The sequence below is a fragment of the Streptomyces sp. NPDC058683 genome, assembly GCF_042716195.1.
Lineage (GTDB): Bacteria > Actinomycetota > Actinomycetes > Streptomycetales > Streptomycetaceae > Streptomyces.
Window position 1 is genome coordinate 65,788 of the sequence record NZ_JBHXSK010000032.1, and the last position, 26,688, is coordinate 92,475.

19 protein-coding genes and 1 pseudogene are annotated in these 26,688 nt (G+C 72.9%); 11 read left to right on the plus strand and 9 right to left on the minus strand.

All coding sequences use genetic code 11. The features are described 5' to 3' along the window. The first annotated feature begins 68 nt into the window (after positions 1-68). From ACFWXC_RS31500 to ACFWXC_RS31525, 6 genes are read left to right on the plus strand one after another with little or no spacing between them, the layout of a single operon-like run. Positions 69-6,914, plus strand: a complete 6,846-nt coding sequence (locus ACFWXC_RS31500; RefSeq protein ID WP_384483766.1) for an SDR family NAD(P)-dependent oxidoreductase — start codon at positions 69-71, stop codon at positions 6,912-6,914. A 1-nt stretch (position 6,915) separates the two neighbouring features. Next, complete coding sequence (locus ACFWXC_RS31505) at positions 6,916-11,502, plus strand: beta-ketoacyl synthase N-terminal-like domain-containing protein (protein ID WP_384483767.1); 4,587 nt, start codon at positions 6,916-6,918, stop codon at positions 11,500-11,502. Then, on the plus strand, positions 11,499-11,816 hold the full coding sequence (locus ACFWXC_RS31510) for an acyl carrier protein (RefSeq protein ID WP_384483768.1): 318 nt from the start codon (positions 11,499-11,501) through the stop codon (positions 11,814-11,816). The genes ACFWXC_RS31505 and ACFWXC_RS31510 overlap by 4 nt, the downstream gene beginning before the upstream one ends. Before the next feature lie 3 nt (positions 11,817-11,819). Next, positions 11,820-12,635, plus strand: coding sequence for an alpha/beta fold hydrolase (locus ACFWXC_RS31515; RefSeq protein ID WP_384483769.1), 816 nt, complete (start codon positions 11,820-11,822; stop codon positions 12,633-12,635). After that, entirely contained in the window at positions 12,632-13,822 is a 1,191-nt protein-coding gene (locus ACFWXC_RS31520; protein ID WP_384483771.1) for a glycosyltransferase, read from the plus strand. The genes ACFWXC_RS31515 and ACFWXC_RS31520 overlap by 4 nt, the downstream gene beginning before the upstream one ends. Beyond that, positions 13,806-14,861, plus strand: a complete 1,056-nt coding sequence (locus ACFWXC_RS31525) for a class I SAM-dependent methyltransferase (protein ID WP_384483773.1) — start codon at positions 13,806-13,808, stop codon at positions 14,859-14,861. Before ACFWXC_RS31520 ends, ACFWXC_RS31525 begins: the two co-directional genes overlap by 17 nt. 4 nt (positions 14,862-14,865) lie before the next feature. Here the strand turns inward: ACFWXC_RS31525 and ACFWXC_RS31530 are convergent, their stop codons facing one another. Beyond that, a complete protein-coding gene (locus ACFWXC_RS31530) occupies positions 14,866-15,855 on the minus strand; it encodes a YbhN family protein (protein WP_384483775.1) in 990 nt (329 codons plus the stop codon). Between the two features lie 218 nt (positions 15,856-16,073). Between ACFWXC_RS31530 and ACFWXC_RS31535 the strand changes: the two genes are divergently transcribed. Next, the gene (locus tag ACFWXC_RS31535) at positions 16,074-16,718 is read left to right on the plus strand and encodes a DedA family protein (protein ID WP_384483777.1); all 645 of its coding nucleotides are present in this window, start codon (positions 16,074-16,076) and stop codon (positions 16,716-16,718) included. 88 nt (positions 16,719-16,806) lie between these two features. Here the strand turns inward: ACFWXC_RS31535 and ACFWXC_RS31540 are convergent, their stop codons facing one another. Continuing rightward, positions 16,807-17,334, minus strand: a complete 528-nt coding sequence (locus ACFWXC_RS31540; protein ID WP_384483779.1) for a gamma carbonic anhydrase family protein — start codon at positions 17,332-17,334, stop codon at positions 16,807-16,809. 110 nt (positions 17,335-17,444) lie between these two features. Between ACFWXC_RS31540 and ACFWXC_RS31545 the strand changes: the two genes are divergently transcribed. Next, the gene (locus tag ACFWXC_RS31545; protein WP_384483781.1) at positions 17,445-18,209 is read left to right on the plus strand and encodes an acyltransferase; all 765 of its coding nucleotides are present in this window, start codon (positions 17,445-17,447) and stop codon (positions 18,207-18,209) included. A 1-nt stretch (position 18,210) separates the two neighbouring features. Here ACFWXC_RS31545 and ACFWXC_RS31550 read toward each other — a convergent pair. Further along, positions 18,211-18,776, minus strand: a pseudogene (locus tag ACFWXC_RS31550) (EamA family transporter); the annotation flags it as partial. A gap of 184 nt (positions 18,777-18,960) precedes the next feature. Between ACFWXC_RS31550 and ACFWXC_RS31555 the strand changes: the two are divergent. Next, positions 18,961-19,203 carry a hypothetical protein gene (locus ACFWXC_RS31555; protein ID WP_384483783.1) on the plus strand — a complete coding sequence of 81 codons (243 nt, stop codon included), beginning with the start codon at positions 18,961-18,963 and terminating at the stop codon, positions 19,201-19,203. 31 nt (positions 19,204-19,234) lie between these two features. On the opposite strand, the gene ACFWXC_RS31560 is transcribed toward ACFWXC_RS31555, so the two are convergent. The 6 genes from ACFWXC_RS31560 to ACFWXC_RS31585 form a co-directional block, all read right to left on the minus strand. Next, complete coding sequence (locus ACFWXC_RS31560) at positions 19,235-20,014, minus strand: polysaccharide deacetylase family protein (protein WP_384483785.1); 780 nt, start codon at positions 20,012-20,014, stop codon at positions 19,235-19,237. Between the two features lie 38 nt (positions 20,015-20,052). After that, entirely contained in the window at positions 20,053-21,126 is a 1,074-nt protein-coding gene (locus ACFWXC_RS31565) for an acyltransferase family protein (RefSeq protein ID WP_384483787.1), read from the minus strand. An 81-nt stretch (positions 21,127-21,207) separates the two neighbouring features. Then, positions 21,208-22,014, minus strand: a complete 807-nt coding sequence (locus tag ACFWXC_RS31570) for a class I SAM-dependent methyltransferase (RefSeq protein WP_384483789.1) — start codon at positions 22,012-22,014, stop codon at positions 21,208-21,210. Between the two features lie 70 nt (positions 22,015-22,084). Then, positions 22,085-23,041 carry a transporter gene (locus tag ACFWXC_RS31575; protein ID WP_384483791.1) on the minus strand — a complete coding sequence of 319 codons (957 nt, stop codon included), beginning with the start codon at positions 23,039-23,041 and terminating at the stop codon, positions 22,085-22,087. Further along, complete coding sequence (locus ACFWXC_RS31580) at positions 23,038-23,952, minus strand: ABC transporter ATP-binding protein (RefSeq protein WP_384483793.1); 915 nt, start codon at positions 23,950-23,952, stop codon at positions 23,038-23,040. Before ACFWXC_RS31580 ends, ACFWXC_RS31575 begins: the two co-directional genes overlap by 4 nt. Beyond that, positions 23,949-24,380, minus strand: a complete 432-nt coding sequence (locus ACFWXC_RS31585) for a GntR family transcriptional regulator (protein WP_384483795.1) — start codon at positions 24,378-24,380, stop codon at positions 23,949-23,951. The genes ACFWXC_RS31580 and ACFWXC_RS31585 overlap by 4 nt, the downstream gene beginning before the upstream one ends. 342 nt (positions 24,381-24,722) lie before the next feature. On the opposite strand from ACFWXC_RS31585, the gene ACFWXC_RS31590 reads away from it, so the two are divergent. Then, on the plus strand, positions 24,723-24,953 hold the full coding sequence (locus ACFWXC_RS31590; protein ID WP_384483797.1) for a hypothetical protein: 231 nt from the start codon (positions 24,723-24,725) through the stop codon (positions 24,951-24,953). 164 nt (positions 24,954-25,117) lie between these two features. Continuing rightward, complete coding sequence (locus ACFWXC_RS31595; RefSeq protein WP_384483876.1) at positions 25,118-26,473, plus strand: NAD(P)/FAD-dependent oxidoreductase; 1,356 nt, start codon at positions 25,118-25,120, stop codon at positions 26,471-26,473. Positions 26,474-26,688: the final 215 nt, after the last annotated feature.

Sequence of the window (26,688 nt, forward strand, 5' to 3'; positions counted from 1 at the left end):
GGCCTCACCCCGAGCTCTCCGCCGCACACATCCCCCACCGTGCTGTCCTCCCGATTATTCGGAGCATCATGACGTCCCCTGTGCGTGCCGTCGACCTGATCATGTGCATCACCCCTTTCGGAGAACCCGACGCCCGGCTCGCCACCGCGGTCTGTGCCGCCGGCGGACTCGGTGTCCTGGACCTGGGGCGCGGTGACCGAAGAACCCGGGAGGCGCTGGCCCGGCTGAAACGGGCCGCGCCGGCACCGTACGGCGTGCGGGTAGCCCCCGGCTGCGCGCTCACCCCGCAGGACCTCGGCCCGGCACCCGACACGGTGGTCCTGGCCGCAGGCGCACCCTGGACCGTCGGCCAACTCGACCCGCACAGCCGTGTGGTGGCCGAGGTGACCGATCTGGCCGGGGCCCGCGAGGCGGTCGCGGCCGGAGCGCACGGGCTGATCGCCCGCGGTGCCGAGAGCGGCGGCCGGGTCGGCGGCCTGAGCACCTTCGTCCTGCTCCAACAGCTGCTCGACGCGCCCGAGTTGGACGTACCGGTATGGGCCTGCGGAGGCATCGGGCCGCGTACCGCGGCGGCCGCGGTGGCCGGCGGAGCGGCCGGAGTCGTCCTGGACAGCCAGCTGGCCCTGCTCGCCGAGTCCCGGCTGCCCGAGGCGACGGCCGCCGTGCTGCGCTCCCTGGACGGCTCCGAGACGGCCGTCGTGGCCGGTCACCGGGTACTGCACCGGCGCGGCCCGGACGCCGTGCGCCCGCCCGCCGACGACCCGGCCGCGGTCGCCGCGCTGCTCGGCGCCGAGGACCTGCGCACCCAGCTGCTGCCGGTGGGACAGGACGGCTTCCTCGCCGCCCGGTTCGCCGAGCGGTGGGGCGATGTACGGCGGACCGTACGGGAGTTGACGGCGGCGATCCGGGAGAGCGGCGCCGTCGCCCCGGACGCGGTGCGGCCCGCCACCTCCGCCATGAGCCGCGCCCTCGGCACCCGGCTGCCCGTCGCCCAGGGCCCGATGACCCGGGTCAGCGACCGGGCCGCCTTCGCCGCGGCCGTCGCCGACGACGGAGCACTGCCCTTCCTGGCGCTGGCCCTCGCCGACGGCGCCCGCACCCGGGAGATGCTCACCGAGGCCAAGGCCGCACTGGACGGCCGCCCCTGGGGCGTCGGCGTGCTCGGCTTCGCCCCCGAGGAACTCAGGAACGCCCAACTCGACGCCGTACGGGAACTGCGGCCCAGCCACGCGATCATCGCGGGCGGCCGCCCCGCCCAGGCGGAGGCGCTGGAGCGGGCCGGGATCAGCACCTTCCTGCATGTGCCCTCACCGGGACTGCTGCGGCAGTTCCTGGAGGCCGGGGCCCGCAGGTTCGTGTTCGAGGGCTCCGAGTGCGGCGGTCACGTCGGACCGCGCGCGAGTTTCCCGCTCTGGGAGGCCCAACTCGCCGTACTGGAGGACTTCCCGGAGGCCGAAGGCCTGGAGGTGTTCTTCGCGGGCGGCATCCACGACGAACGCTCCGCCGCGATGGTCGCCGCGCTCGCCGCGCCGCTGACCGCCCGGGGCGCGGCCGTCGGCCTGCTCATGGGCACCGCCTACCTGTTCACCGAGGAGGCCGTGGACCGCGGCGCGATCCAGCCCCTCTTCCAGCGCCAGGTCAGGGCCGCCGCCTCGACCGCCCTCCTGGAGACCGCACCCGGCCACGCCACCCGCTGCGTGCCCAGCCCCTTCACTCTCGACTACCACAAGCGCGAGGCGGAACTGCGGGCGAACGGCGTACCGGACCGGCAGCTGTGGGAGGAACTGGAGCGGCTCAACGTCGGCCGGCTGCGCATCGCCAGCAAGGGCGTCGACCGCGCGGACGGCGGCGAGCTGACGCCCGTGGACGAGCAACGGCAGCTCAACGAGGGGATGTTCATGGCCGGCGAGGTCGCCGTGCTGCGCTCGGCGACGACCACCGTGGCCGCCCTGCACCACGCCGTGACCGACGGTGCCGCCGACTTCCTGGCCCGGCGGCGGCCGGCCCCCGAACCGCACGAGGAACCGCCCGCCCCCGCCCCGCTCGACATCGCGATCGTCGGTATGGCCGGCATGTTCCCGCACGCCCCCGACCTCGCCACCTTCTGGGCGAACGTGGTCGCCGGACACGACGCCGTCACCGAGGTCCCGCCCGAACGCTGGGACCCGGCCGTCCACCACGCCGACGGCAACACCACCTCCAAATGGGGCGGCTTCCTGCCCCCCATCCCCTTCGACCCGCTGAGCTACGGCATCCCGCCCGCCTCCCTCGGCCACATCGAACCGGTCCAGCTGCTCGCCCTGGAGGCCGCCCGGCGTGCCCTGGACGACGCCGGATACGGCACCCGGGGACGGGAGTTCGACCGCTCGCGCACCTCGGTCGTCTTCGGCGCCGAGGCCGGCAGCGACCTCTCCAACGCGGCCACCCTGCGCGCCGTACTGCCCTCCTACTACGGCAAGGTCCCCGACGGACTCGAAGAGCAGCTGCCCCGGCTCACCGAGGACTCCTTCCCGGGCATGCTCGCCAACGTCATCTCCGGGCGGATCGCCAACCGCCTCGACCTGGGCGGCGCCAACTACACCGTGGACGCCGCCTGCGCCTCCTCGCTGGCCGCCGTCGACGTCGCCTGCAAGGAACTCACCGCCGGCACCAGCGACGTCGTGCTGTGCGGCGGCGCCGACCTGCACAACGGCATCAACGACTACGTCCTCTTCTCCTCGGTGCACGCCCTGTCGCCCACCGGCCGCTCCCGCGCCTTCGACGGCTCCGCCGACGGCATCGCGCTCGGCGAGGGCGTGGCCTGCGTCGTCCTCAAGCGGCTGGCCGACGCCGAACGCGACGGGGACCGCATCTACGGCGTGATCAAGGGGCTCGGCTCGTCGAGCGACGGCCGCTCCCTGGGCCTGACCGCACCGCGCCCCGAGGGGCAACGGGCCGCGCTGCTCCGCGCGTACCGCAACGCCGGTGTCTCGCCGGCGCAGGTCGGCCTGGTGGAGGCGCACGGAACCGGCACCGTCGTCGGCGACCGCACCGAACTCACCATCCTCAGCGAGGTGTTCGCGGAAGCGGGCACCGAGAACGGCGGCTGTGCGCTCGGCTCGGTCAAGTCCCAGATCGGGCACACCAAGTGCGCTGCCGGACTCGCCGGACTGATCAAGACCACCCTCGCCCTGCACACCGGCGTCAAGCCGCCCACCCTGCACCTCGACCGGCCCAATGCGGCCTGGAACGAGGAGGACAGCCCGTTCGTCTTCCACACCGAGGCCCGGCCGTGGGCCGCTCCGGCCGCCGAACGGGTCGCCGGGGTCAGCGCGTTCGGCTTCGGCGGCACCAACTTCCATGTGGTGCTGGGCGCCTACGACAGCGTCGTACCGCCGGAGCAGGGGCTGGACCTCTGGCCCGCCGAGCTGTTCCTCTTCCGCGGACGGGACGAGAAGGCCGCCCACCGGGGCGTCGAGGAGATCCTGCGGGCCGCCGAGACCGGGTCGTGGCGGCTGCGTGACCTGGCGCTCGCCGCCGCTCGCCGCTCGGACTCCTCGCACGAGCCGGTGCGGGCCGCGGTGGTGGCGCGTGACCCGGACGAGCTGACCGGGCAGCTGCGGCGGCTCCTCGCGGGGGAGCATGACGCGGCCGCCGGCCTCCATCTGGCCGATCCGCAGGCGGACACCGACGCGAAGGTCGCGTTCCTCTTCCCCGGCCAGGGCAGCCAGCGCCCCGGCATGCTCGCCGACCTCCTCGTGGCCTTCCCCGAACTGCAGCACTACCTCCAGCTCGGCCGGGCCCACGCCGGCTCCCTCTACCCGCCGACCGCCTTCGACGACGCCACCCGGGAGCGCCACCGGGCCGCCCTCACCGACACCCGGGCCGCGCAGCCCGCCCTCGGCATCACCGGCCTCGCGGCACACGCCCTGCTGACGGCGGCCGGGGTCCGCCCCGACATGGCCGCCGGACACAGCTACGGCGAACTCGTCGCCCTCACCGCGGCCGGCGCCCTCACCCCCGAGACCCTCCTGGAGCTGAGCGCCGAACGGGCCGCCGCGATCCTGGCCGCCGCGGGCGACGAACCGGGCACCATGGCCGCCGTGTCCGGCGCGGCCGAGGACGTCGAGCGCGCGCTGCGCACCGCCTCGGTCCCGGACTCGGTCGTGGTCGCCAACCACAACTCGCCCAAGCAGAGCGTGATCTCGGGTCCCACAGAAGAAGTGACCGAAGCCGTACGGCTGTTGCGCGAGGGCGGGCTCGGCGCCAAGCGGATCCCGGTGGCCTGCGCCTTCCACAGCCCGGTGGTCGCCGGCGCCGGGGACCGGTTCGCGGAGGTCCTCGCGGAGACGGCCGTACGACCGCCCGAGTTCCCGGTGTGGTCCAACCGCACGGCGGCCCCCTACCCGCCGGATCCCGGTGCCGTACGCGCCGAACTCGCCGCCCAGATCGGCTCGCCCGTCGCCTTCGCCGCCCAGATCGAGGCGATGTACGAGGCCGGAGCGCGGGTCTTCGTCGAGGCCGGGCCCGGCACCGTCCTCACCCGGCTCGTCGGGCAGATCCTCGGCGACCGCCCGCACACCACGGTGGCCTGCGAACCCCGCGCCGACAGCGGGCTGCGCGGCTGGCTCGACGCACTCGCCCGGCTGGCCGTGGCCGGGGCACCGGTACGCACCGCCTGGCTGCTGCGCGGCCGTGACGCCGTGGACGCGGTCCGCACCCCCGTGCCCAAACGGCCCGGCTGGACGGTCGACGGACAGCTCGTGCGCACCGCCGCCGGAGACCTCCTGCCCGGTGCCCTCGCACCGGCCCGACGAGTCGTGGAGACGACTGTGACGACGAACCAGCCGCACGGCGCCCCCGCCGACCGGGACGCGCTGATCTCCGAATTCCTGCGCACCAGCCGGGAGATGATCGCCGCGCAGCGCGATGTGCTGCTCACCTACTTCGGGGCCGCACCGGGGGCGGTACCCGCCGCGCCGGTGTCGCCGCAGCAGCTCGCGCCCGCCCCCGTTCTCGCACTCGCGCCCGCCGAAATCGCCGTACCCCAGCCGGAACCGGTGGCCGGGCCGGCCGCGCCCGCCGTGGCGGCGGCTGCGGAGACCGACGTCGAGCGGGTGGTCCTGGAGATCATCAGCGAGCGCACCGGCTACCCCGTCGACATGATCGAGCCCGACCTCGATCTGGAGGCGGACCTGAGCATCGACTCGATCAAACGGGCCGAGATCGCCGGGGAGCTGGCGAAGCGGCTCGGCATCGCGGGCGGGGCGGAGACCCTGGACGACGCCGAGCTGGAGGAACTGGCCAAGGCGCGGACGGCCGCGGCCGTCACCGGATGGCTGAAGGCGCGGGTCGACAGCGGCGGGCAGCAGGAGGAATCGGCCACGGCCACCACCGGCACCACCACCGACCGGACGGACGCCGCGGCCGAGCCCGCGGCAGCGGCCGCGACGGCCGAGGAGGTCCCCCCGGGCGAGGCGCCGAAGCGGTTCGAGATGCGTCCCGTCGCGCTGGCGGAGCCGGCCGCCGCGGCCGACCCGGCCGCCCTGCTGTCCGGCAGGCGGTTCGTGATCCTCGGGGACGGCGCCCAGCTGGCGGAGCGGCTCTCCGCGTACGGCGCCGAGTGCCTGACCGTCGGCCCGGACCACCGGCTCGGCGAGGCGGACGGAACCGTGGACGGGGTGCTGTACCTGGGCGCGCTGCCCGGCGGTGACACGCCCGTGCTGCCGGACGCGTTCCCCGTGCTGCGGGCGGCCCTGGCGCGCGGCCCGCGCTGGCTGCTGGCCGCCCGGCCCGCCGCGGGCGAGGACGCGGCCCGCTCGGCCGGGCTGCACGGGCTGTTCCGTACCGTCGCCCGCGAGTACCCGGAGACGGTCGCCCGCGTCGTGACCCTCGCGGACACCGCACCGGCCGCCGTCGCCGAAGCACTGCTCGCCGAACTGCTCGCACCCGAGCCGGCCCCCGTCGTCCTGCGCACCGCCGCCGGCCGGCAGGGGCTGGAGCTGACCGAGGTGCCGCTGGGCCCGCTCGGCAGCACTGGCGCCGGACCGGCCGGGGAGGGGGCCGCCGAGGCCGCCGCGCTCGGCCTCGACCGGGACTCCGTGGTGCTGCTGGTCGGCGGGGCCCGGGGCATCACCGCGAAGTTCGCGGCCGGCCTCGCCGCCGCCTGCCGGTGCCGTGTCGAACTGCTCGGCCGGACCCCCGCGCCCACCGGCCCCGAGGCCCTGGACACCGCCGCCGCGGGTACCCCCGCCGAACTCCGCGCGGCCCTCGCGGCCAGGGGCGGACTCAAGCCCGCCGAGGTCAACCGGGAGACCGAACTGGTCCTCGCCCAGCGGGAGATCACCGCCACCCTGGACGAACTCGCCGCGCTCGGCAGCGAGGCGCGCTACCGTGCCGTGGACTTCCGCGACCGGGACGCCGCGCTCCAGGCCGTCAAGGAGATCCACGCCGACCACGGCCGCCTGGACGGGGTCGTCTTCGCGGCCGGCGTGATCGAGGACCGGCTGATCGCCGAGAAGACCCCGGAGTCCTTCCAGCGGGTCTACGGCACGAAGACGGCCGGCGCGGCCACCCTGCTCGCCGCCCTCGAGGAGCTGCCCAACGGGCCCGGTTTCGCGGTGCTGTTCGGCAGCATCTCCGCCGTCCTCGGCAACCGCGGCCAGGCCGACTACGCCGCCGCCAACGACGCCCTGGAGAGCCTCGGCGCCGACTGGGCGGACCGCACCGGCAACCGGGCGCTGACCGTGCACTGGGGTCCATGGGCGCCCACCGGCGGCCACACCGGCATGGTCAGCCCGGAGCTGGGGCGCGAGTACGCCCGGCGCGGGATCAAGCTGATCGACCCCGACGAGGGCGCCGCCGCGTTGCTGCGCGAGCTGGCCTGGGGCGCGGAGTCCGTCCGGGCCGTCGTCTACACCGCGTCGGGCTGGTGACATGACCGACGACCGCCAGACACCGGTCGCGATCGTGGGCATGGCGGTGCTGCTGCCCGGCGCCGCAGGCCTCGACGCGTACTGGAGAAACCTGCGCGACGGCGTGGACGCGATCGGCGAGGTGCCCGAAGGTCGCTGGGACGCGGACTACTACCGGCCCGGCTCGGCGGCCGGGCCCGCCGTCCCCGACCAGGTGTACTGCCGGCGCGGCGGCTTCGTGGACGGCCTCGCCGAGGTGGAGGTCACCCGGTACGGCATCATGCCGAACTCCGTCGACGGCACCGAGCCCGACCAGCTGATCGCCCTCGACGTGGCCGCCGCCGCGATCGCCGACGCCGGCGGCGAGGACCGGCTGCCCGACCGGCACCGGATCGGCGTGGTCCTGGGCCGGGGCGGCTATCTCACGCCCGGTCTGGTCCGGCTCGACCAGCGGGTCCGGACGGCGGGGCAACTCGTGCGCACCCTCGGCGAGTTGGTGCCCGATCTCACCCCCGGCCAACTGGCCCGGGTGCGGGAGGCGTTCACCGAGCGGCTCGGGCCCGCCAGCCCCGAGTCGGCGATCGGCCTGGTGCCCAACCTCGCCGCATCCCGGATCGCCAACCGCCTCGACCTGCGCGGCCCCGCCTACACCGTGGACGCGGCCTGCGCCTCCTCGCTGGTCGCCGTCGACCAGGCGGTCACCGAACTCACCGCCGGGCGCTGCGACCTGATGCTCGCCGGGGGAGTGCACCACTGCCACGACATCACCCTGTGGAGCGTCTTCTCCCAGCTGCGCGCGCTCTCCCCGAGCCAGCGCATCCGCCCCTTCCACCGCGACGCCGACGGCATCCTCATCGGCGAGGGCACCGGCGTCGTCGTCCTCAAGCGGCTCGCCGACGCCGAACGCGACGGCGACCGCGTCTACGCCGTCATCCGCGGCACCGGCGTGGCCAGCGACGGCCGTACCGCCGGACTCGTCAACCCCGACCCCGGCGGCCAGGCCCACGCCGTACGCCAGGCCTGGCGGGCCGCCGGTCTCGACCCCGCCGCCCCGCGCTCCGTCGGGCTCCTGGAGGCGCACGGCACCGCGACCCCGGCCGGCGACGGGGCCGAACTCACCACCCTCGCCGAGGTGTTCGGGCCGAGCGGTGGCGACGAGCGGGCCGTGCTGGGCTCCGTGAAGTCGATGATCGGCCACACCATGCCGGCCGCCGGAATCGCCGGCCTGGTCAAGGCCGCCCTCGCCCTGCACCACACCACCCTGCTGCCCACCCTGCACTGCGACGACCCGCACCCGGCCCTCGCGGACACCCGCTTCCGCACCCTGGACCGGGCCGAGCCCTGGGAGACCAGCCCCGACCAGCCGGTGCGCCGGGCCGGGGTGAACGCCTTCGGGTTCGGCGGGATCAACGCACACGTGGTGCTGGAGGAGGCACCCGGCGAGCGTGCCGCCACCGTCGCACACGTCACGCACGTCACGTCCGTCACCGAGCCCGAGCGCATCCTCCTCCTCGCCGCCCGCACCCCCGAACAGCTCGCCGCCGCCCTCGCCGCCGACGACTCCGCCGTCCTCGTCGCCGGTCTCGCCCCCGACCGCACCCACCCGGAGGCCGGTCCGGCCCGCCTGGGCATCGTCGACCCCACCGCCAAACGGCTCGCCCTGGCCCGCCGCGCGGTCGGCAAGGGCCGGGCCTGGCAGGGCCGCAACGACGTGTGGTTCCGGCCCGCCCCGCTCCTCGACACCGGCAAGCTGGCCTTCGTCTTCCCCGGTCTGGAAGGCGAGTTCACTCCCCGCGTCGACGACATCGCCGCGCATTTCGGCCTCCCCACCGTCATCGGCCCCGCCGCTCAGGACGTCAAGGTCGGTGACGTAGGCCGTCATGGGTTCGGTGTCGTCGGCGTGGGGCGGCTCCTGGACACCGCGCTGCGCCGGATGGGCGTGGTCCCGGACGCCGTCGCCGGGCACAGCGTCGGCGAGTGGACGGCGATGGTGGCCGCCGGTCTCTACTCCGGCGACCAGGTGGACGCGTTCATGGCCGAGTTCGACCCCGACGCGGTCACCGTCCCGGGCCTCGCCTTCGCCGCCGTCGGCGCACCCGCCGAACGGGTCCTGGCCGCCCTGGACGACGACTGGGCGGACGCCGGGATCGTCCTCTCCCACGACAATGCGCCCGGCCAGTCGATGGTCTGCGGTCCGGACCGGGCCGTGGCCGACTTCGTCCGCGCCTTCCGCGCCGACGGTGTGCTGTGCCAGGTGCTGCCGTTCCGGTCCGGTTTCCACACGCCGATGCTGGAGCCGTACCTGACCCCCATCAAGGCGGCCGCCGAGCGCTTCCGGCTGCACGGGCCGACCGTCCCGGTCTGGTCCGGCACCACCGCGGCCCCCTTCCCGCAGGCCGAGGCGGAGGTACGCGAGCTGTTCGTCCGGCACCTGCTGGAGCCGGTCCGGTTCCGGCAGCTGGTCGAGGCCCTGTACGCCGCCGGGCACCGCACCTTCGTCCAGACCGGCCCGGGCCAGCTGGCCTCCCTCATCGCCGACACCCTCGGCGACCGCGACCACCTGGCCGTCGCCGCCAACTCCCCGCACCGCTCGGGCCTCGCCCAGCTCCGGCGCGTGGCGACGGCGCTGTGGACGGCGGGCGCGTCCGTGGCACCGGCCGTCGTGGCGGTCGTCCCCGGAACGGGCGGCGCGCGTACGCCGGTACGGCACCGCCCGCCCGTCCGTCTCGACCTGGACGGCGCCCTGGTGTCCCTGGACGGCCCGGTCCTGCACCGGCTCCGCGCGGAGCTGGGGCGGACGCAGGCCCCCACCGGCCCGTCCCCGCTCGACGACCTGGCCGTCCGCGTCCCGGTCGCCGCCGAACTCAGCGCGCTGCTGCGCGACACCGCGGACACGGCGGTCGCCGTCCTCACCGCACGCCGGACAACGGCCCCGTCGGCTCCCACGCCCCCGTCGGCTCCCGCGGCCCCGCCGGCTCCCGTGGCCTCACCCCTTCCGCCGGCCCCGCCCCTTCCACCGGTTCCGTCGGCCCCGCCTGCCCCACCGGCCCCCGAGGCCCGCACCACCATCGTCCGGGTCTCCCCGGACACCATGCCCCACCTGCTCGACCACTGCTTCTACCCGCAACGCCCCGGCTGGCCGGACATCGAGGACCGTTGGCCGGTCGTCCCGGCCACCACCATCGTCCGGCACCTGATGGACGCGGCCGAGGAGGCCACCGGACTGCGGGCGGTGGCCGTGCACGGCGCCCGTTTCGACCGCTGGCTCACCGCCACGCCTCCCGTCGACGTCCCGGTCACCGTCACCCCCGAGGGCCCCGGCCGTGTCTCGGTCGCCTTCGGACCCACCGCCCGCGCGGTCGTCGAACTCGCCCCCGGCCACGCACCCCCGGCCGCCGCCCCCACCCCACCGCCGGCCCCCGAACGCACCCCCGACCACACCGCCGCCCAGCTCTACTCCGAGCGCTGGATGTTCCACGGCCCGGCGTTCCAGGGCGTCACCGAACTCACCGCGATCGGCGACCGGCACGTCCGCGGCGTGATCACCACGCCCGCCGCCCCCGGCGCCCTCCTCGACAACGTCGGCCAGATCCTCGGCTACTGGATCATGGCCACCCGCACCGAACGGACCGTCGTCTTCCCGGTGGGGATGCGGGAGACCCGCTTCCACGGCCCGCACCCCGCGCCCGGCACCGAGGTCGGCTGCCTGGTGCGGATCACCTCGCTCACCGACACCGTCCTGGAGGCGGACGTGGAGCTGACCGTCGAGGACCGGGTGTGGGCCCGGATCGAGGGCTGGCAGGACCGGCGCTTCGACAACGACCCGCAGACCCGCCCCGTCGAGCGCTTCCCCGACCGCAACACCCTCTCCGAGGCGCAACCGGGCGGCTACGCACTGGTCCACGAACGCTGGCCGGACCTCGCCTCCCGTGATCTGATCATGCGCAACTCCCTGGGCGGAGTGGAGCGTTCGCAGTACGCCGAGCACGCGCCGCGCGGCCGCAGACAGTGGCTGCTCGGCCGGATCGCCGCCAAGGACGCGGTCCGGCAGTGGCTCTGGCAGCACGGCGAGGGCCCCGTCTTCCCGGCCGAGATCCGGGTCCACAACGACGAGTTGGGCCGCCCCTACGTGACCGGCGTGCACGGCCGCGCGCTGCCCGCGCTGGACGTCTCGCTCGCCCACCGGGCCGAGGCGGCCGTGGCGATCGTACGACCGCACCGGCCCGGACCCGGTCCGGGCATCGACATCGAAGAGGTCACCGAACGCGACCCGGCCGCCCTGGCGGCCGCCCTCGGCGCGGACGAACTGCACCTGCTGCACGGACTTTCCGGAACCGGCTCCACAGCGCTGTGGTTCACCCGGTTCTGGGCCGCCAAGGAGGCCGTCGCCAAGGCGGAGGGCACCGGATTCGACGGCCGCCCGAGGGACTTCGCCGTCCTGGAGGCGGCCCCGGACGGCAGCCGGCTGCTGGTCTCCGGCCGCCTGGAACGCGCCTACCCGGTGCACTGCGCGCCGGTCCGCAATCCCCCCGCACTGCCGGACCGCGACTACGTCGTGGCCTGGACCACCGGACCGGCAGCCGCAGACCCAGAGGAGGACCCGCGATGAATCCGACCCAGCCCGAAGTCCGCGCCGAGGAGGAGGCGGTGCTCGCCGACCTCACCCGGATGCTCCGCACCCTCCTGGAGGAGTACGGCGACGACGACGCCGAGATCGGCATGAGCACCACCTTCAACCGCGACCTGGAGCTGGAGAGCATCGACCTGGTCACCCTCGCCGGACTTCTGGAGGAGCGGTACGGGAAGCGGGTCAACTTCGCCGAGTTCCTGGCCGGGATGGAGTTCGACGAGATCATCGGGCTGACCGTCGGCCGGCTGGTGGAGTACGTCGTGTGGAGCCTGAAGGCCACGGAGGCGGGCTGAGTCATGGCGATCGTCGACACCGGAGACATCCGGCTGCACGTGCAGAGAATGGGCCCGGGGCAGGGCCGTACCCCGGTCGCCACCGTGGTCCTGGTCCACGGGCTGCTCACCGACAGCCTCGCCAGCTACTACTTCACCGTGGCGCCCGCCTTCGCCGTCTCCGGCCTGGACGTGGTCATGTACGACCTGCGCGGCCACGGCCGCAGCGGCCGTCCGTCCGGCGGCTACACCCTCGACCACAACATCGACGACCTGGAGGCCCTGCTCGACCAGCTGTCGATCACCGGCCCGGTCCACCTCGTCGGCAACTCCTACGGCGGCACCATCGCCTTCGGCTACGCGGCCCGCCACCCCGAACGCGCCGCCAGCCTCACCCTGATCGAGTCCGAGCCCGCCACCGCCGCCTGGGCGGACAAGCTCGGCGGAATCCTGACCCGGGTCGTCACCGAACTCGCCCACAACGAGTCGGACGCGATCGCCTGGATCACCTCGAACCGCGGCCACAACACCGCCCGCCTGGCCAAGGGCGCGGCCCGGCTCGCCCGCGAGACCTCCCTCGGCCGGGACATCCCGGCCAGCCGGGTCCTGACCGAGGACCAGATCAGCGCCGTACGCTGCCCGGTCCTCGGGGTGTACGGCGGTGACTCGGACCTGGTGGAGGTGGTCCCGCTGAAGGAGGCACTGCTGGCGGACTTCCGGTCGGTGGTGCTGCCAGGACACGAGCACTCCGTGCTGGTCGAGGCGGCCGGCACGGTCGGCGGGCACATCATGGAGCTGATCCACTCGGTCAGCGGGGCGCGGGCGGCCGGCGTCCGGTGAGCGGCTTCCTCTTCGTCGTCCCGCCCCTGGTCGGGCACATCAACCCGGCCGTCGGCGTGGCCGCCGAACTCACCGCGCGCGGGCACCGGGTGGCCTGGGTCTGCCCGGACCCCGATCTGCTGCGCAGGCTGGCGGGACCCCGGGCGCGGGTGTACCCGTGCGCGGGGACGGTCGAGGGCGAACGGCCCGCGGACCTGCGCGGCGCGGAGGCGCTGAAGTTCCTGTGGGAGTGGTTCCTGGTCCCGCTGGCGGAGGCCATGGCGCCCGGCGTCCGGGCGGCCGTCGACGACTTCCGCCCCGATGCCGTGGTCGCCGACCAGCAGGCCTTCGCCGGCGCCCTGGTGGCCGAGCGGCTCGGCCTGCCCTGGGCGACCTCCGCGACCACCTCCGCCGAGTTCGGCGGCGCCTACGACGGCATCCCCAAGGTCGCCGAGTGGCTCCGGGCCCGGCTCGCGGAACTCCGGGACCGCATCGGCGACCCGGCCGGCACGGCCGACCCGCGCTTCTCGCCGTATCTGACGCTCGCCTTCACCACCCCCGAACTGGCCGGACCCACCGACCAGATGACGGTCCGTCACGTCGGTCCCTCGATCTCGGAGCGGCCGGTGGCCGACGGCTTCCCCTGGGAGTGGCTGGACCCGAGCCGGGAGCGGGTCCTCGTCTCGCTCGGCACCGCCAACGCGGACGTCGGCGCACGGTTCCTGGCCGAGTGCGTGGCCGCCCTGCGCGAACGCGCGCACCGGGTGCAGGCGCTGGTGGCCGACCCCGGAGGCACCCTGCCTCCCGCGACCGACGACAAGGACATCCTGATCCTGCCCTCGCTGCCCCAGCTGCCGCTCCTGGAACGGGTCGACGCGGTCGTCTGCCACGCCGGGCACAACACCGTGTGCGAGGCCCTGTGGCACGGCGTCCCGCTGGTCGTCGCCCCCATCCGGGACGACCAGCCGGTGATCGCCGGGCAGGTCGTCGACGCCGGCGCGGGCGTCCGGGTCAGATTCGGCCGGGTCACCGCCCAGCGGCTGGGCGAGGCCCTCGACACCGTCCTGTACGAGCCCGGCCCGCGCACCGCGGCGGCCCGGATCCGCACCGCGTTCCGCGCGGCGGGCGGTGCACCGGTCGCCGCAACCCACCTGGAAGACCTGGCAGTCGACTCGCGATTCAGGAGACCCGATGAGCAAGCAGAGTGACATCGAGGCGCTGCGCTCCGCCTACCAGCGGGACCTGGCCGACGGCGTCGACCGCTTCTTCGAACCCCGCCGCACCACCTGCCCCTGGTGCGGCTCCGACCGGCTGACCACCCGGCTGCGCACCACCGACCTGCTCCAGCACAAGCCCGGCCGCTTCCTCCTGGACCGCTGCCAGGAGTGCGGGCACACCTTCCAGAACCCGCGCCTGAACGAGACGGGCCTGGAGTTCTACTACCGCGACTTCTACGACGGCCTCGGCGAACAGAAGATGAGCGGCACCTTCGGCGGCCGCACCAAGATGTACCAGGGCCGCGCCGAGTCCATGCTCCCGCACGACGCCACCCCCAAGAACTGGCTCGACGTCGGCACCGGCCACGGCCACTTCTGCGAGGCCGCCCGCGAGGTGCTGCCCGGCACCGCCTTCGACGGCCTCGACTTCACCGACGGCGTCGAACTGGCCGCCCGCGAGGGCCGCGTGGAGCGTGCCTACCGGGGCGCCTTCCCGGAGCTGGCCCCCGACCTCGCCGCCGGCTACGACGTGGTCAGCATGTTCCACTACCTGGAGCACAGCACCGACCCCGACAGCGAACTCCGCGCCGCCCACCAGACGGTACGCCCCGGCGGCCACCTGCTCATCGAGGTCCCCGACCCGGAGAGCCGCTACGCCCGTCTCCTCGGCCGCTGGTGGCTGCCCTGGCTCCAGCCGCAGCACCTGCACTTCGTCCCCGTCGCCAACCTCCGCGCCCGCCTCACCGAGCTGGGCTTCACGGTGGTCTCGGAGCAGCACGCCGAGGCGCACGACCCCGTCGACCTGCTGGCCGCCGTCTGGCTCGCCCTGGACCACACCGCGCCGCGCGAGGACGCCCCCTGGCTGCCCCGCCCGCCGGGCGCCCTGCAGAAGACGGCACGCGCCGCCCTGCTCCTCGCCGGGATCCCGGCCCTGATCGCCGGCACCCTCGCGGACCGCTTCGCCGTACGGCCGCTCTCGCACCGGCTGCGCGTCTCCAACGCCTACCGGATCGTGGCCCGCCGCGACTGAGCCCTCAGAGCACCTTGGCGCGGATCATCGCCGACAGCACCAGTGCGCCCGGCAGCAGCGGCACCCAGTCGGTCAGGACGCGGTAACCGATCACGGTCGCGGTGGCCACCGCGACCGGGGAGCCGAACGCGGCCAGCGTGATCACCAGCGCCGCGTCCACCGCGACCCCGCCGGGTACCGGTACGGCACCCCCCGCGGTGCCCGCCGCCAGGTACGCGAAGATCACGGTGCCCCACGACAGCCCGAGCCCGAGCGCCTCCCCGGTGCAGGCCAGCACGCTCGCCTGCACCAGCGGCATCGCCGTCGCCCCGCCCCACAGGGCCAGCACCCGGGAGGGCCGGGCGTGCACCGTCCGGGCATCGGTGAGCGCGGAGCGCACCATCCCGGTGATCGGCCGCCGCAGCGGTCGTACGACCGCCGTCGCCACGCCCACCAGGGTGAGCACGGCGGCGACGGGGATCAGCACCACGCCGTCCGGGACCAGCTCGCCCAGCCGTCGCCAGGCGGACGAGGACAGCAGGAACACGATCAGCACGACCGTCTTCGCCCCCGACTTGGCCACCGAGTACAGCGCGATCGAGGAGGTGGCCCGCTCCAGGGGAACGCCCCGGGTGCGCAGGAAGCGCACGGTGACGGCGTGTGCGCCCAGTCCGGCGGGCAGCGCGTGGTTGGCGGCGCCGGCGGCGAACTGCGAGGCCAGCAGCAGCCCCGGCGGCAGCGGGTCGGGCACGGCACCCTGCCGCATACAGGCGGCCACCACCCAGGTCAGGCAGGTGAGACCGCCCGCGGCCAGCAGCCAGGCGGGATCGGCGCGGGCGAGCCGGCCGATCCCCTCGTACAGCAGGGACTGATTGGTCAGCCCCCAGACCGCCGCGATGAGTAGCGGGGACAGGCACAGGGCGAGCCGGAGCGGTCGGCCCGCCATCGAGGGCGTCGACAGGGCGCGCACGGGCGCGTCGGGGCAGGGCGAGGACAGTGAGGACGGTGAGGACACGGGGACGTTGTCCTTCCACGGCGGGCCGCGGTGGGGAGCCGCAGGCGAGCGGGACCGCAGGCGTGCGGGACCGCTGGGGAGCCTTCCCGTCCCGTGTGACACCCGGATGTCGGAAAACCGAAGGCCGGGGGGCGGGTCGGTGCCGCGGGCACGGCCGTACCCGGCCGACCGGGTAGCCTTCCTGGGGTACGCAGCACGCGACAGGGGAGGATCCGGCGGTGCACGTCCAGGAATGGCTCGACTCGGTACCGGCGGTCGCCGTCTACGCAGTGGTGGCGCTGGTCATCGGGCTGGAGAGCCTGGGCATCCCGCTGCCCGGCGAGATCGTGCTGGTGTCCGCCGCGCTGCTCTCCTCCCAGCACTCGGGCGTCAACCCGTTCGTGCTCGGCGCCTGTGCCACGGCGGGCGCGGTGATCGGCGACTCCATCGGCTACGCGATCGGCCGCAAGGGCGGCCGCCCGCTGCTGGCCTGGCTGGGCCGGAAGTTCCCGAGACACTTCAGCGAGGGCCATGTCGCCACCGCCGAGCGCTCCTTCGAGAAGTGGGGCATGTGGGCGGTCTTCTTCGGCCGCTTCATCGCCCTCCTGCGCATCTTCGCGGGCCCCCTGGCGGGCGTCCTCCACATGCCGTACTGGAAGTTCCTGACGGCGAACCTGCTCGGCGGCATCTGCTGGGCGGGCGGCACGACGGCGGTGGTCTACTACGTCGGCATCGTCGCGGAGGACTGGCTGAAGAGGTTCTCGTACGTGGGCCTGGCGCTGGCGGTCCTCTTCGGCCTCGCCTCCATGCTGATCGTGCGGCGGAAGGCCAAGAAGGCTCAGATCACGGTGAAGGAAGCAGAACCGGTAAGCGCCGGGGAGTGAATGTTCTCAGGGGCGCGGGGCTGTATCCATGTGCGGCTCCGCCGCGTGGGCGCGACAAGCCCCCACGCACCCGCACCCGCCGTACCACCTATTCGTGCACCCCGCGATGCGCCTTCGCCAACTCCGCATACAGGGTCCCGTTGAGGGTCACCCCCTGAAGCTCCTCCTCCGAGAGACTCCGCTTGACCTTCGCCGGCACCCCGGCGACCAGCGACCCCGCCGGCACCACCATCCCCTGCGGCACCAACGCCTGCGCGGCGACCAGCGACCCCGCCCCGATCACCGCCCCGTTCAGCACCGTCGCCCCCATCCCGATGAGGCAGTCGTCCTCGACCGTCGCCCCGTGCACCACCGCGTTGTGCCCGATGGACACCCGCTCACCGACACTCACCGGAAACCCCGGATCGGCGTGCAGCGTCACGTTGTCCTGCACGTTCGCCTGCGCCCCCACGGTGATCTTCTCGGTGTCCCCCCGCACCACCGCGCCGTACCAGACGCTCGCCCCGGCCTTCAGCGTCACGTCCCCGATCACCGAGGCGGTCGGCGCCACGAACACGTCGTCCTCGATCTTCGGCTCGCGCCCGCCTATCCCCACGATCAGCGCCCTCTGCGTCATCACGCTCTCCCATCGTCATCGACGTCCACGGCAACCTAGCTCACCCCCTGGGGCGAAGATCACAGCAGCCCGCCCTCTTGCCGGCGGCCCCCTCCGCGTACCGTGACCCCGTGCCGAAGCCCAAGAACACGTTCTCATCCTGGTGCCACCGCCTCGCCCAGCGCGCGGTGCACGCGGGCTGGGCCTGGGTGCAGCGCACGGGCTCCGTCTCCGCCGACCACCCCGGCCGCTTCCGGTTCGGCGCGATCGGCGAGGCCACCCGCCTCGCCTTCCCGCTGGGCACGGTCTTCGGCGAACCGTGGATCCACCTCGGCTCCCACTGCATCGTCGGCGAACAGGTCACCCTCACCGCGGGCCTGATGCCCGACCTCGACCTCGGCCCGGACCCGATCCTGCGCATCGGCGACGGCGTGGTCCTGGGCCGCGGCAGCCATGTCATCGCCGACACCACCGTCACCATCGGCAGCGACTGCTACTTCGGCCCGTACGTCTACGTCACCTCCACCAACCACTCCTACGACGACCCGCACGAGCCGATCGGCAGGCAGTGGCCCCGCATGGAGCCCGTGGAGATCGGCCCGGGCTGCTGGATCGGCACCGGCGCGGTGATCCTGCCGGGCGCGCGGATCGGCCGGAACGTGGTGGTGGCCGCCGGCGCGGTGGTCCGGGGCGCGGTCCCCGACCACGCCGTGGTGGCCGGCGCGCCCGCCCGGGTGGTACGCCGCTGGACCGCCGAGACCGGCTGGCAGCCGCCGCTGCGCACACCCGCGCCGGTGCCGATACCGGAGGGCATGACCCCGGAACAGCTGCGCGCCCTGGCGGAGCTGGACGAGGAGGGCGTGGCGCGGCTCGCCGCCCTGGAGAGCGAGAACTGACTCAGCCGGTGGCCGGCAGCAGTGTCCCCACCAGCGCCGGCCCCGCCCCGCCGCCTGGACGGCCCGAAGGCGCTCGCTGAGGAAGCCGCGGGCGGCGAGCGCGGTGACCACCGGGTAGAGCGAGGCGAGCACCGCGGCGACGGTGACCGGGCCGTGCTGGGCGGCGACCGAGTACGTGCCGTTGGCGGCGACGTCGGCGAGACCGACGAAGCCCAGCGCGGGGATCGTGGACCAGTCGAAGCCGCCGTCCGGGAGCGCGGGCGCGCCCCGCCGCACGGACAGCCACAGGGCCGCGCCGCCCGTCGCGACGTTGGTCAGCCGCTGGACGAAGAGGGCCAGGAAGAGGCCGGTGACCGTGGTGGACGCCTCCGTGATCAGCGCGAACGCCGTGCCGAAGCCGCCCGCCGAGACCAGGGTGAGCAGGATCGTCCGGCGCTGGACCGGCGCGCCGCGCAGCTGCGGGCCGCCCGCCAGGACGACCCCGGTGACGGCGACCGCGATCCCCGCGAACTGGAGCAGCCCCGGACGCTCGCCGAGTATCAGCCCGACACCGACCGGCACGGCGACGCCGTCGAACGCCCGGTAAGCAATCCGTTGCTCGCCAGGCCCTTCCCGTCTGGCCACCCGTGGGTGCGGCTTCTTGCGTGCCGGTTTCGCAGATTTCATACCTTATGTTGCATATGCCCAGCAGTGGTCGTTCGCTCTGCAGAGCGGGGCGGACCGGGTGGGCGCTTCGCTTTGGCCGTTGTCGGTGGACGGGCTGCTCCTGTTGTCCACGCTGGGTCTGCTGAAGCAGGAGAACGGCGTCGGCCGTTGTGCCCGGTGGGCGGTCTGGGCATCGCGGCCGACTCGCGCCGAGGAGAAGCCGAACCGGAAGCAGCGGCGAGCCTTCTCGACCGAAGCGGCGATGTCGGCCTTGCTCGATGACCTCTTGATCGATCCATCGGGAGGGTACGTCTCCATCCGCCGGCCGGCAGCGATCCACAGGTACTGAGCATTGCGTACGGGCTCGCCGTGGAGGTGGCTCAGGGCCGGTAGACCATCCCGGGCTGGGGCTTGGCGGGGGCGAGCAGCTGCGACACGGTGACGATGGTGTAGCCGCGCTGCTTGAGTGCCTTGAGGATCCCCGGGACGGCGGGCACGGTCCCCTTGTGCAGGTCGTGCAGCAGGATGATGCCGTCTCGGTGGGTCTGGTCGAGCACCCGCTTGGTGATCAGGGCCGAGTCGGTCGTCTCGTAGTCCTTGGCGGTGACGCTCCACAGCACCTGCGCCAGCCCCAGTTCCCGGCACACCTTGGCCACTTTGCGGCTGGTGCGGCCCTCCGGCGGACGCATCAGGACGGGCTTGGTGCCGGTGATCCTCTCGATGGCGTTCTGGGTCTGGGCCAGCTCCTGCCGGACGCCGTTCTCGTCGAGGTCGGTCAGCCTCTTGTGATTCCAGGTGTGGTTGCCGATCTCCTGCCCCTCGTCCGCGATGCGGCGCAGAATGTCGGGGTACTTCGAGATGTGCCCCTTGCCCTGCACGAAGAACGTGGCGTGCAGACCCTGCTGCTTGAGGATGTCCAGCAGCTTGGGAGTCGTCGGGCTGGGGCCGCCGTCGAAGCTGAGGGCCACGCACTTCGCCTTGCGGCAGTCGACGTTTCCGGTGACCGATCCCGATGCCTTGGCCCGGGCGGCGCGTGGCGAGGTGTGATCGTAGGTCGTGACCGTCAGCGCCACGGTCACGGCGACGGCCACGGCGACGGCTGCCGCTGTCGCGACGGCGATGAGTATGCGTGACCGTCTTATGCGCGCGTTGAAGAGCATGCGAGACCTTTCTTCGGTGGGGTTCGGGGATTCCGGGGTTACTGAGTGCGGGTGAGGGTGGGCTGCGCCGCGAGGTCCCGCGGCCGCATGTCGAGCGTCAGGCGATGCCTCAGACGGCGTCCGAGCCGACGCTCCACCAGGGTGTGGACCAGCAGGGACAGCCCCACCATGCAGATGACGGACAGCGCCATCGAGGGCAGTGGCCCCAGCCTCGGAAATACCTGGATCAAGCCTTTGGCCAGGGGGATTCCGAGGCTCTGGTGAACGAGGTAGAAGGGGTAGGTGAGTGCCCCGGCGGTGACCGCCCAGCGCCATCGCAGCCCGGCGAGCGGGCCGATTCCGGCGAGGACCAGCAGCCCGAGGCAGAGGGTGAGTACGACCGCGCAGACGGCCCAGGAGGGCCGGCCCTCGCCAGGGGGTACGGCGGCATGGTCGGCCACCCGCAGTTCGAGCACGGTGAGCTGGTAGCACCAGGCGAGACCGAGCAGCAGCCAGAGCAGCAGGCTCTGTCCGAACCTGTGCATGAGGTAGAGCACGATCCCGGCGACGAAGAGGCCGGTGTACCGAGTCAGTGCGATTTCGTCGAGCAGTGGTGAGCGGAGTTCAAGGGCGAGGACACCGGCCAGGAGCCAGGCTCCGCAGAAGGCCACCACCCGCCGGTAGGACAGGCCGAAGACGAGCAGCGCGGCCATCAGCAGGTAGAAACGTGCCTCCACCCACAGGGTCCAGCTGACTCCGTCGACCGGATCGAGCCCCAGCGGTCCCGGGGCCATCGTCAGGTTCCCCAGGACGGTACGGGGGTCGATGCGCGTGGCCGCGGGCTGGTGGCCCAGCCGCGAGACCAGGACGAGCAGGACGACCAGGAGTACCGCGCACCAGTAGGCCGGGAAGAGCCGTGAGATGCGGGAGACGGCGAACTGTGCGGGAGTCCGTCCCCAGCAGCTCATGCAGATGACGAATCCGCTGATGAGGAAGAAGAACTCGACGCCGAGCCAGCCGTAGCGGCTGATCTCGTGCAGGAGCGGGACGGAATCGCGGAGCTCGGCCCTGCCCCAGAAGTGCGGGGTGGGCGTGCCGAGGAAGTGGTACGCGGCCACCATCACGGCTGCCACCGCACGAAGCCCGTCTATCGCGGTCAGGCGCGACCGGTCGTGGTGAGGTTCGGGGGACGGCACGTCGGAACCGGGGCCGGATCAGCGGACGGTGGGGAGGGGCGAGCGGCTGACGCGTATTTTGGACTGGCCGTGCGGGCGCTTCTCCCAGTCCTCCATGAACCGTGCGTGCAGGCCGTGCCGCTGTGCCAGGGCCACGAGGGTCTCGGTGCGGTAGTAGAAGTCCTCGCGCAGCACCTGGTGTTCGGTGCCCTCGGTGCGGTCGAAGGTGAAGTCGAAGAACCCGGTTTCGGTCAGCACGCGGCCGACGTGGGCGAGGCACTCGTCGATGACCTCCAGCGGCGAGTGGGAGAAGACGCTGTGCGCGTGGACGACGTCGAAGTGGTCGCCGGGCAGGAAGTCCAGGGTGAGGTCGCCGGAGATGGTCAGATGCGGAAGTCTGTCCTGGAGGCGGCGTTCGACGAGGGTCTTCTTGCCGGCCATCAGGATGTCGGGCGAGATGTCGATGCCGTAGTAGTTGCCGGTGTCGAGGTGGTCGATGAAGCGCCAGCCGCCGCGCAAGTTGCCGCAGCCGATGTCCAGCATGCGGTGTTCGGGTCGCAGCCCGTGCTCGAGGAGGTAGTCGAACTGCATCTGCCCGAGCGCCAGCCAGCGGTCGTGGGTCTGGCTGCCGACCGCGGCTTCCGGGTTGCGCTGGGTGTCCGAGGCCATCACGGCCCGGTAGTAGCCGACGTGGTCGGGGTGCTTGAGACGCAGCCACGCGTCCCGGCCGGCCCGGCGGAGGTAGGGGACGACCCGGCCGGGGTGGCGCAGGGCGTAACCGGTCTTGTGGGTGAGGGCGGCGCGGTTGTGGCGCAGTTTCTTCGGCGACTTGGCGTCGGCGGGCATGGCGAAGCGACCTCCGTACAGAGAAAGAAAAAGGGGGGAAGAGTGTGGGGGAGGCGGTACGGCGACGACGTCAGAAGCGGCGGCGCAGCATCAGTGCGGTGACCACCGTGAGCAGGACGGCCAGGCCGCCGAGGACCGCGGTGTCGGTCCACTGGAAGGCCCAGTAGTCACCGGCCGGGTTGGCCTCGTAGAAGCGGGCCACGTACCCGTGTGCCGTCATGCACTCCTTGAGCTGGGCACCTGACGGGTAGGGGCAGTTGAACACGGAGTCGTGGCGGCCGGAGGCCGTGATCAGGCCGTAGTTGCCGGTCGACCACTTCTCGCCCATCGGCGCTTTGGGGATGATGCCGGCGCTGACATAGGTGCGCGGCGGGACCAGTAGCCGGGTCCAGTGCGTCCACTCCAGCAGGAGTGTCGTCATCGCCGTCACCAGCAGGGTCAGGCCCATCGCTGCCAGGAGCCGGCGGGCCAGCAGGCCCAGCAGTGTGCCGGCTGCCAGGCCGAACAGGGCGGCCGCGACGACGCGGGGGCCCGAGCCGCTCAGGGCTGTGTTGTCGTACCAGAACAGGCCGTAGCTGCGGTCGGCGGCCGGTCGCCACCACCATGCGAACACTCCCGCGAGCAGGCCGGAGAGGACGGTCGTGGTCGACGCGGCCAGGGCGAACCGGGAGGCGAACCACTGACCGCGGCTCAGCCCCTGGGCGAGGACCAGGCGGTGTGTGCCCAGTTCCCGGTCGCGGCCCAGCAACGGGGCGCCCCAGAAGACGCCGATGACGACGGGCAGGGCGATGTTCAGCGCCCCGAGGTACTTCAGCGGCTCGACGTCCAGCAGGAGCGGCAGTCCGCTGCCGGACCGTGCGCAGTACAGCGGCCCGGTGGCGCAGTGGTCGAACAGCCCGCTGCGCAGGGCGTCCAGCATGCCCGAGCGGTAGTACGCGGCGATCGCCGCGGTGAGGACCAGGGTGGCCGCGCCGATGGCGGCCGCCATGCGCTGCTGGCGCCAGGCGAGCCAGAGGGAGCCTTTCACGCCGCCGCCTCCGTCCGCTCGCCCGCGGCGGGCTGCTCCGGCTCCTGCCCGGCCTGGAGATAGCCGATCAGGATGTCCTCCAGCCTGGGCCGTGCCACATGCCAGTCACCGCGCAGGGGTCCGCGTTGGCGTATCAGGGCGGTCAGCTGTCTGCCGGCGGTACGGCGCTGTACGACGGTGTGCTGTCCTGCCAGGGCGTCGGCCCGGTCGGCGGGTCCGGTCAGTACGGCGTGGCTCTCGCGCAGTGCCTCGGCGTCCTCGCTCAGCTCGGCGCGGCCGTCGCGCAGCATCAGCACCCAGTCGCAGGTCTGCTCCAGTTCGGGCAGGACGTGCGAGGACAGCACGATGCTCGTGCCGCGCTCGGCGGCCTCGGCCATGAGCTCCGCCATGATCTCGCCTCGTGCCAAGGGGTCGAGGTCGGCCAACGGCTCGTCGAGCAGCAGGAGTTGGGGTCGCTTGCCCAGAGCCAGGGCGAGCGCGACGCGGGTGCGCCGTCCGGGGGACAGTTCGCCGACGCGGGCGTGGAGTGGGATGCCGCCCTCGTGGACGATCCGCTCGGCGGCCGTCCGGTCCCACGAGGAGTTCAGCTTCTCGCCCATCAGCAGGGTGTCCGCCACGGTGAAGCGGGGGTAGAGCGGCTTGTCCTGGGTGAGCAGGGCGACCCGGGTGCGGGCCTCGGCCGTGCCGGGCGCGGCGCCCAGCACCCGCAGTTGCCCGGAGCCGGCTCGCAGGAGTCCGCCGGCCAGGTGCAGCAGAGTGCTCTTGCCGGCGCCGTTGCGTCCGACGAGGGCGGCGATACGACCACCGGGTACGGTGAACTCGCAGTCCCGCAGGGCCCAGCCGCCCCGCCTCCGGTACCGGAATCCGAGTCCCGTGGCGCGCAGCGCGGCCGGCGCGTCAGGCCCGGTCATACGTCCTCCTTCTTCCGTTCCCGGTCGCCCGGGATGTGGCTGTCGTGATCGTTGTCGTAGGCGTCCAGAACGGCTGTGACCATGGCGAGGACATCGGCCCGTTCCAGGCCTTCGGCCCGGGCGCGTGCCACCCAGTCGGTGACCTCCCGGCGCAGCGGCGAGTCGTCCTCCGCGCCGGGCCGGGCGAGTGATCGCGTCACGAAGGTTCCGAGACCGCGGCGCAGTTCGACCAGGCCGGCCTGCTCCATGTCGCGGTAGGCGCGGAGCACGGTGTTGGGGTTGATGGCGGTCGCCGCCACCACCTCCTTGGCCGTGGGCAGCTTGTCCCCGACCTTGAGGAAGCCCATCCGGAGCGCTCGTTCGGTCTGCTCGACGATCTGCACATAGGCCGGTACGCCGCTGCCGCGGTCGATCCGGTAGTCGATCACGTCGCCTTCCTCGGTTCCAGCATGCTTGTACTAATGAATTAATGGAAGCATGGTGGATGTCCGATGGTGCTGTCAAACGTCTATGAGCGCGCGAGCTTGAATGGGGCACCGCTGCTGGGCCATGCCTCACATGTGAGACGCGAGGTCTGGCACCCAGGCGTCACGTGTCTCAAACAACTCGCCGCCGGGCTATGGAAGCCGAAGCGCCGGACGGCGCCGGGGAGCGGCGACCGATGTCAGCAACCTGTAGAAGTCTGAGCCGCTCATCGCCTCAGGGGCGTATTCCATGCGCAGGGACCGAGTGTCGGACCGGCCTACCTGCGCGTTCTGCACCCTGGTGGGGTGTGTCGGGCCGAAGTCGGCCACCGCTCGCGCACCGAGTGCCTCGCGGTCTTCCCCGAACGGTCCCGCGCGATCCAGCATGTCGTGCCAGATTTCAGCCGGTTACATTCCGTCGAGCGGCTGGTGACCGACAGTTCCGAGCGCCCGCGGGCCGAGGGTGCCGAGCATGCGCTGGAGGCAGGCGCGCACCTGTTCCTGTTCCTGACGGACATCTCGACGATCTTCCCGTAGGCGGTGACGCCGCAGCGGTGGGCCGGTTCGGCACTGGACACAAGATCGCGGCACGGCCATTGCCTGTGCCGTCCCCCGAGTGCGGGATCCCACTGTCGGAAGCTGTGTCACACCGTCTGGCCCTGCCTTGTCTAAGAGGTGTCGAACAACAAACAGAGGGTCTGATGCGTGAAATTCTGATTGTCGGTGGCGGCTACGCAGGCTTCTACGCTGCATGGGGCCTTGAGAAGAGGCTCAGTACAGCGGAGGCGAGGATCACGGTTGTCGACCCTCGCCCTTACATGACATACCAACCGTTTCTGCCGGAGGTGACGGCCGGATCGGTCGAGGCTCGTCACGCCGCCGTGTCGCTGCGGCGGCACCTGCGCCATGCCCGGCTGATCGCGGGGACCGTGACCGCCATCCGCCATGCAGACCGGACGATCACGGTACGGCCTGCCAAGGGAGCCGACTACGAACTGCGTTACGACACCCTCGTCGTCACCGCCGGCGCCGTGACCCGCACCTTCCCCATCCCGGGGCTGGCCCAGCACGCGATCGGTCTGAAGCACGTCGAAGAGGCGGTGGCCATCCGTGACCGGCTGATGACCGCGTTCGACCAGGCGGCGTCCTTGCCTCCCGGCGCCGAGCGGCGAAGGCTGCTGACCGTGACGTTCGTGGGCGGCGGATTCTCCGGAGTCGAGGGCTTCGGGGAACTGCTGTCGCTCGCGACGGCGATGCTGAAGTCGTATCCGGAGCTGAGCAGTGACGAGCTGTCCTTCCACCTGGTCGAGGCCCGGGGCCGCATTCTGCCCGAGGTGGGGGACAAGCCGGGCGCCTGGGTGGTGCGCTCTTTGGAACGCCGTGGCGCGCACGTTCACCTCGACACACAGATCCGCTCCCTCGCCGACGGCCATGTAGTGCTTTCCGACGGGGAGGAGTTCGATTCCGCGTTGGTCGTATGGACCGCCGGCAATGCCTCCAATCCGGTCGTGCACAACCATTCGGATCTCCCGATCGACCAACGAGGTCTGCTCGTGGTCCGTCCCGATCTGCGCGTGGGCACCGACAGCGAACTCGTTTCGGATGCCTGGGCGGCCGGGGACGACGCGGCCGTTCCCGACCTGGCTTCGACGGTGCCCGGGGCTCACACGGTGCCGAACGCCCAGCACGCCGTACGGCAGGGCAGACGCCTCGCGAAGAACATCGTGGCCGACCTGCGCGGGCGACGAATCAAGAACTACCGCCACAGCAGTTTGGGGGTGGTGGCCACGCTCGGGCTGGGACGGGGCATCTTCCAGTACAAGAGGATCGTCATCAAGGGGCTGCCGGCCTGGCTGATGCACCGGGGCTATCACGTCCTGGCCGTGCCCTCTTGGGAACGCAAGATCCGCGTCCTCACGGTCTGGCTCACGGCTGCGGTCTTCGGCCGAGACCTCGTCTCCCTCGCCTCCGTGCAGCATCCACGGGACGCGTTCGTCACGAGCGGCGATCCGCAGCGCCCTGGCGACAGCCCGACGAGTGGCCGCCCGGCCGCATGAACACGCGGGAAAGGCGTAGAGGCTGCCGACCCCCGTCGGGATAAGCGAAGAACCGGCCATTCGACAGGTCCACGGCGCTCGGCGGCAGCAGCCCGCCGGAGGGGGGAGCGGGGGCAAGCCGCTCGGCAGGATTCTCCGCCCCCAAACACGGGGCCGCCTGGGCCGCACCCGTCGACATCCAGCCGGTCGCGGGCCCCTGCCTTCGTCCACCTACC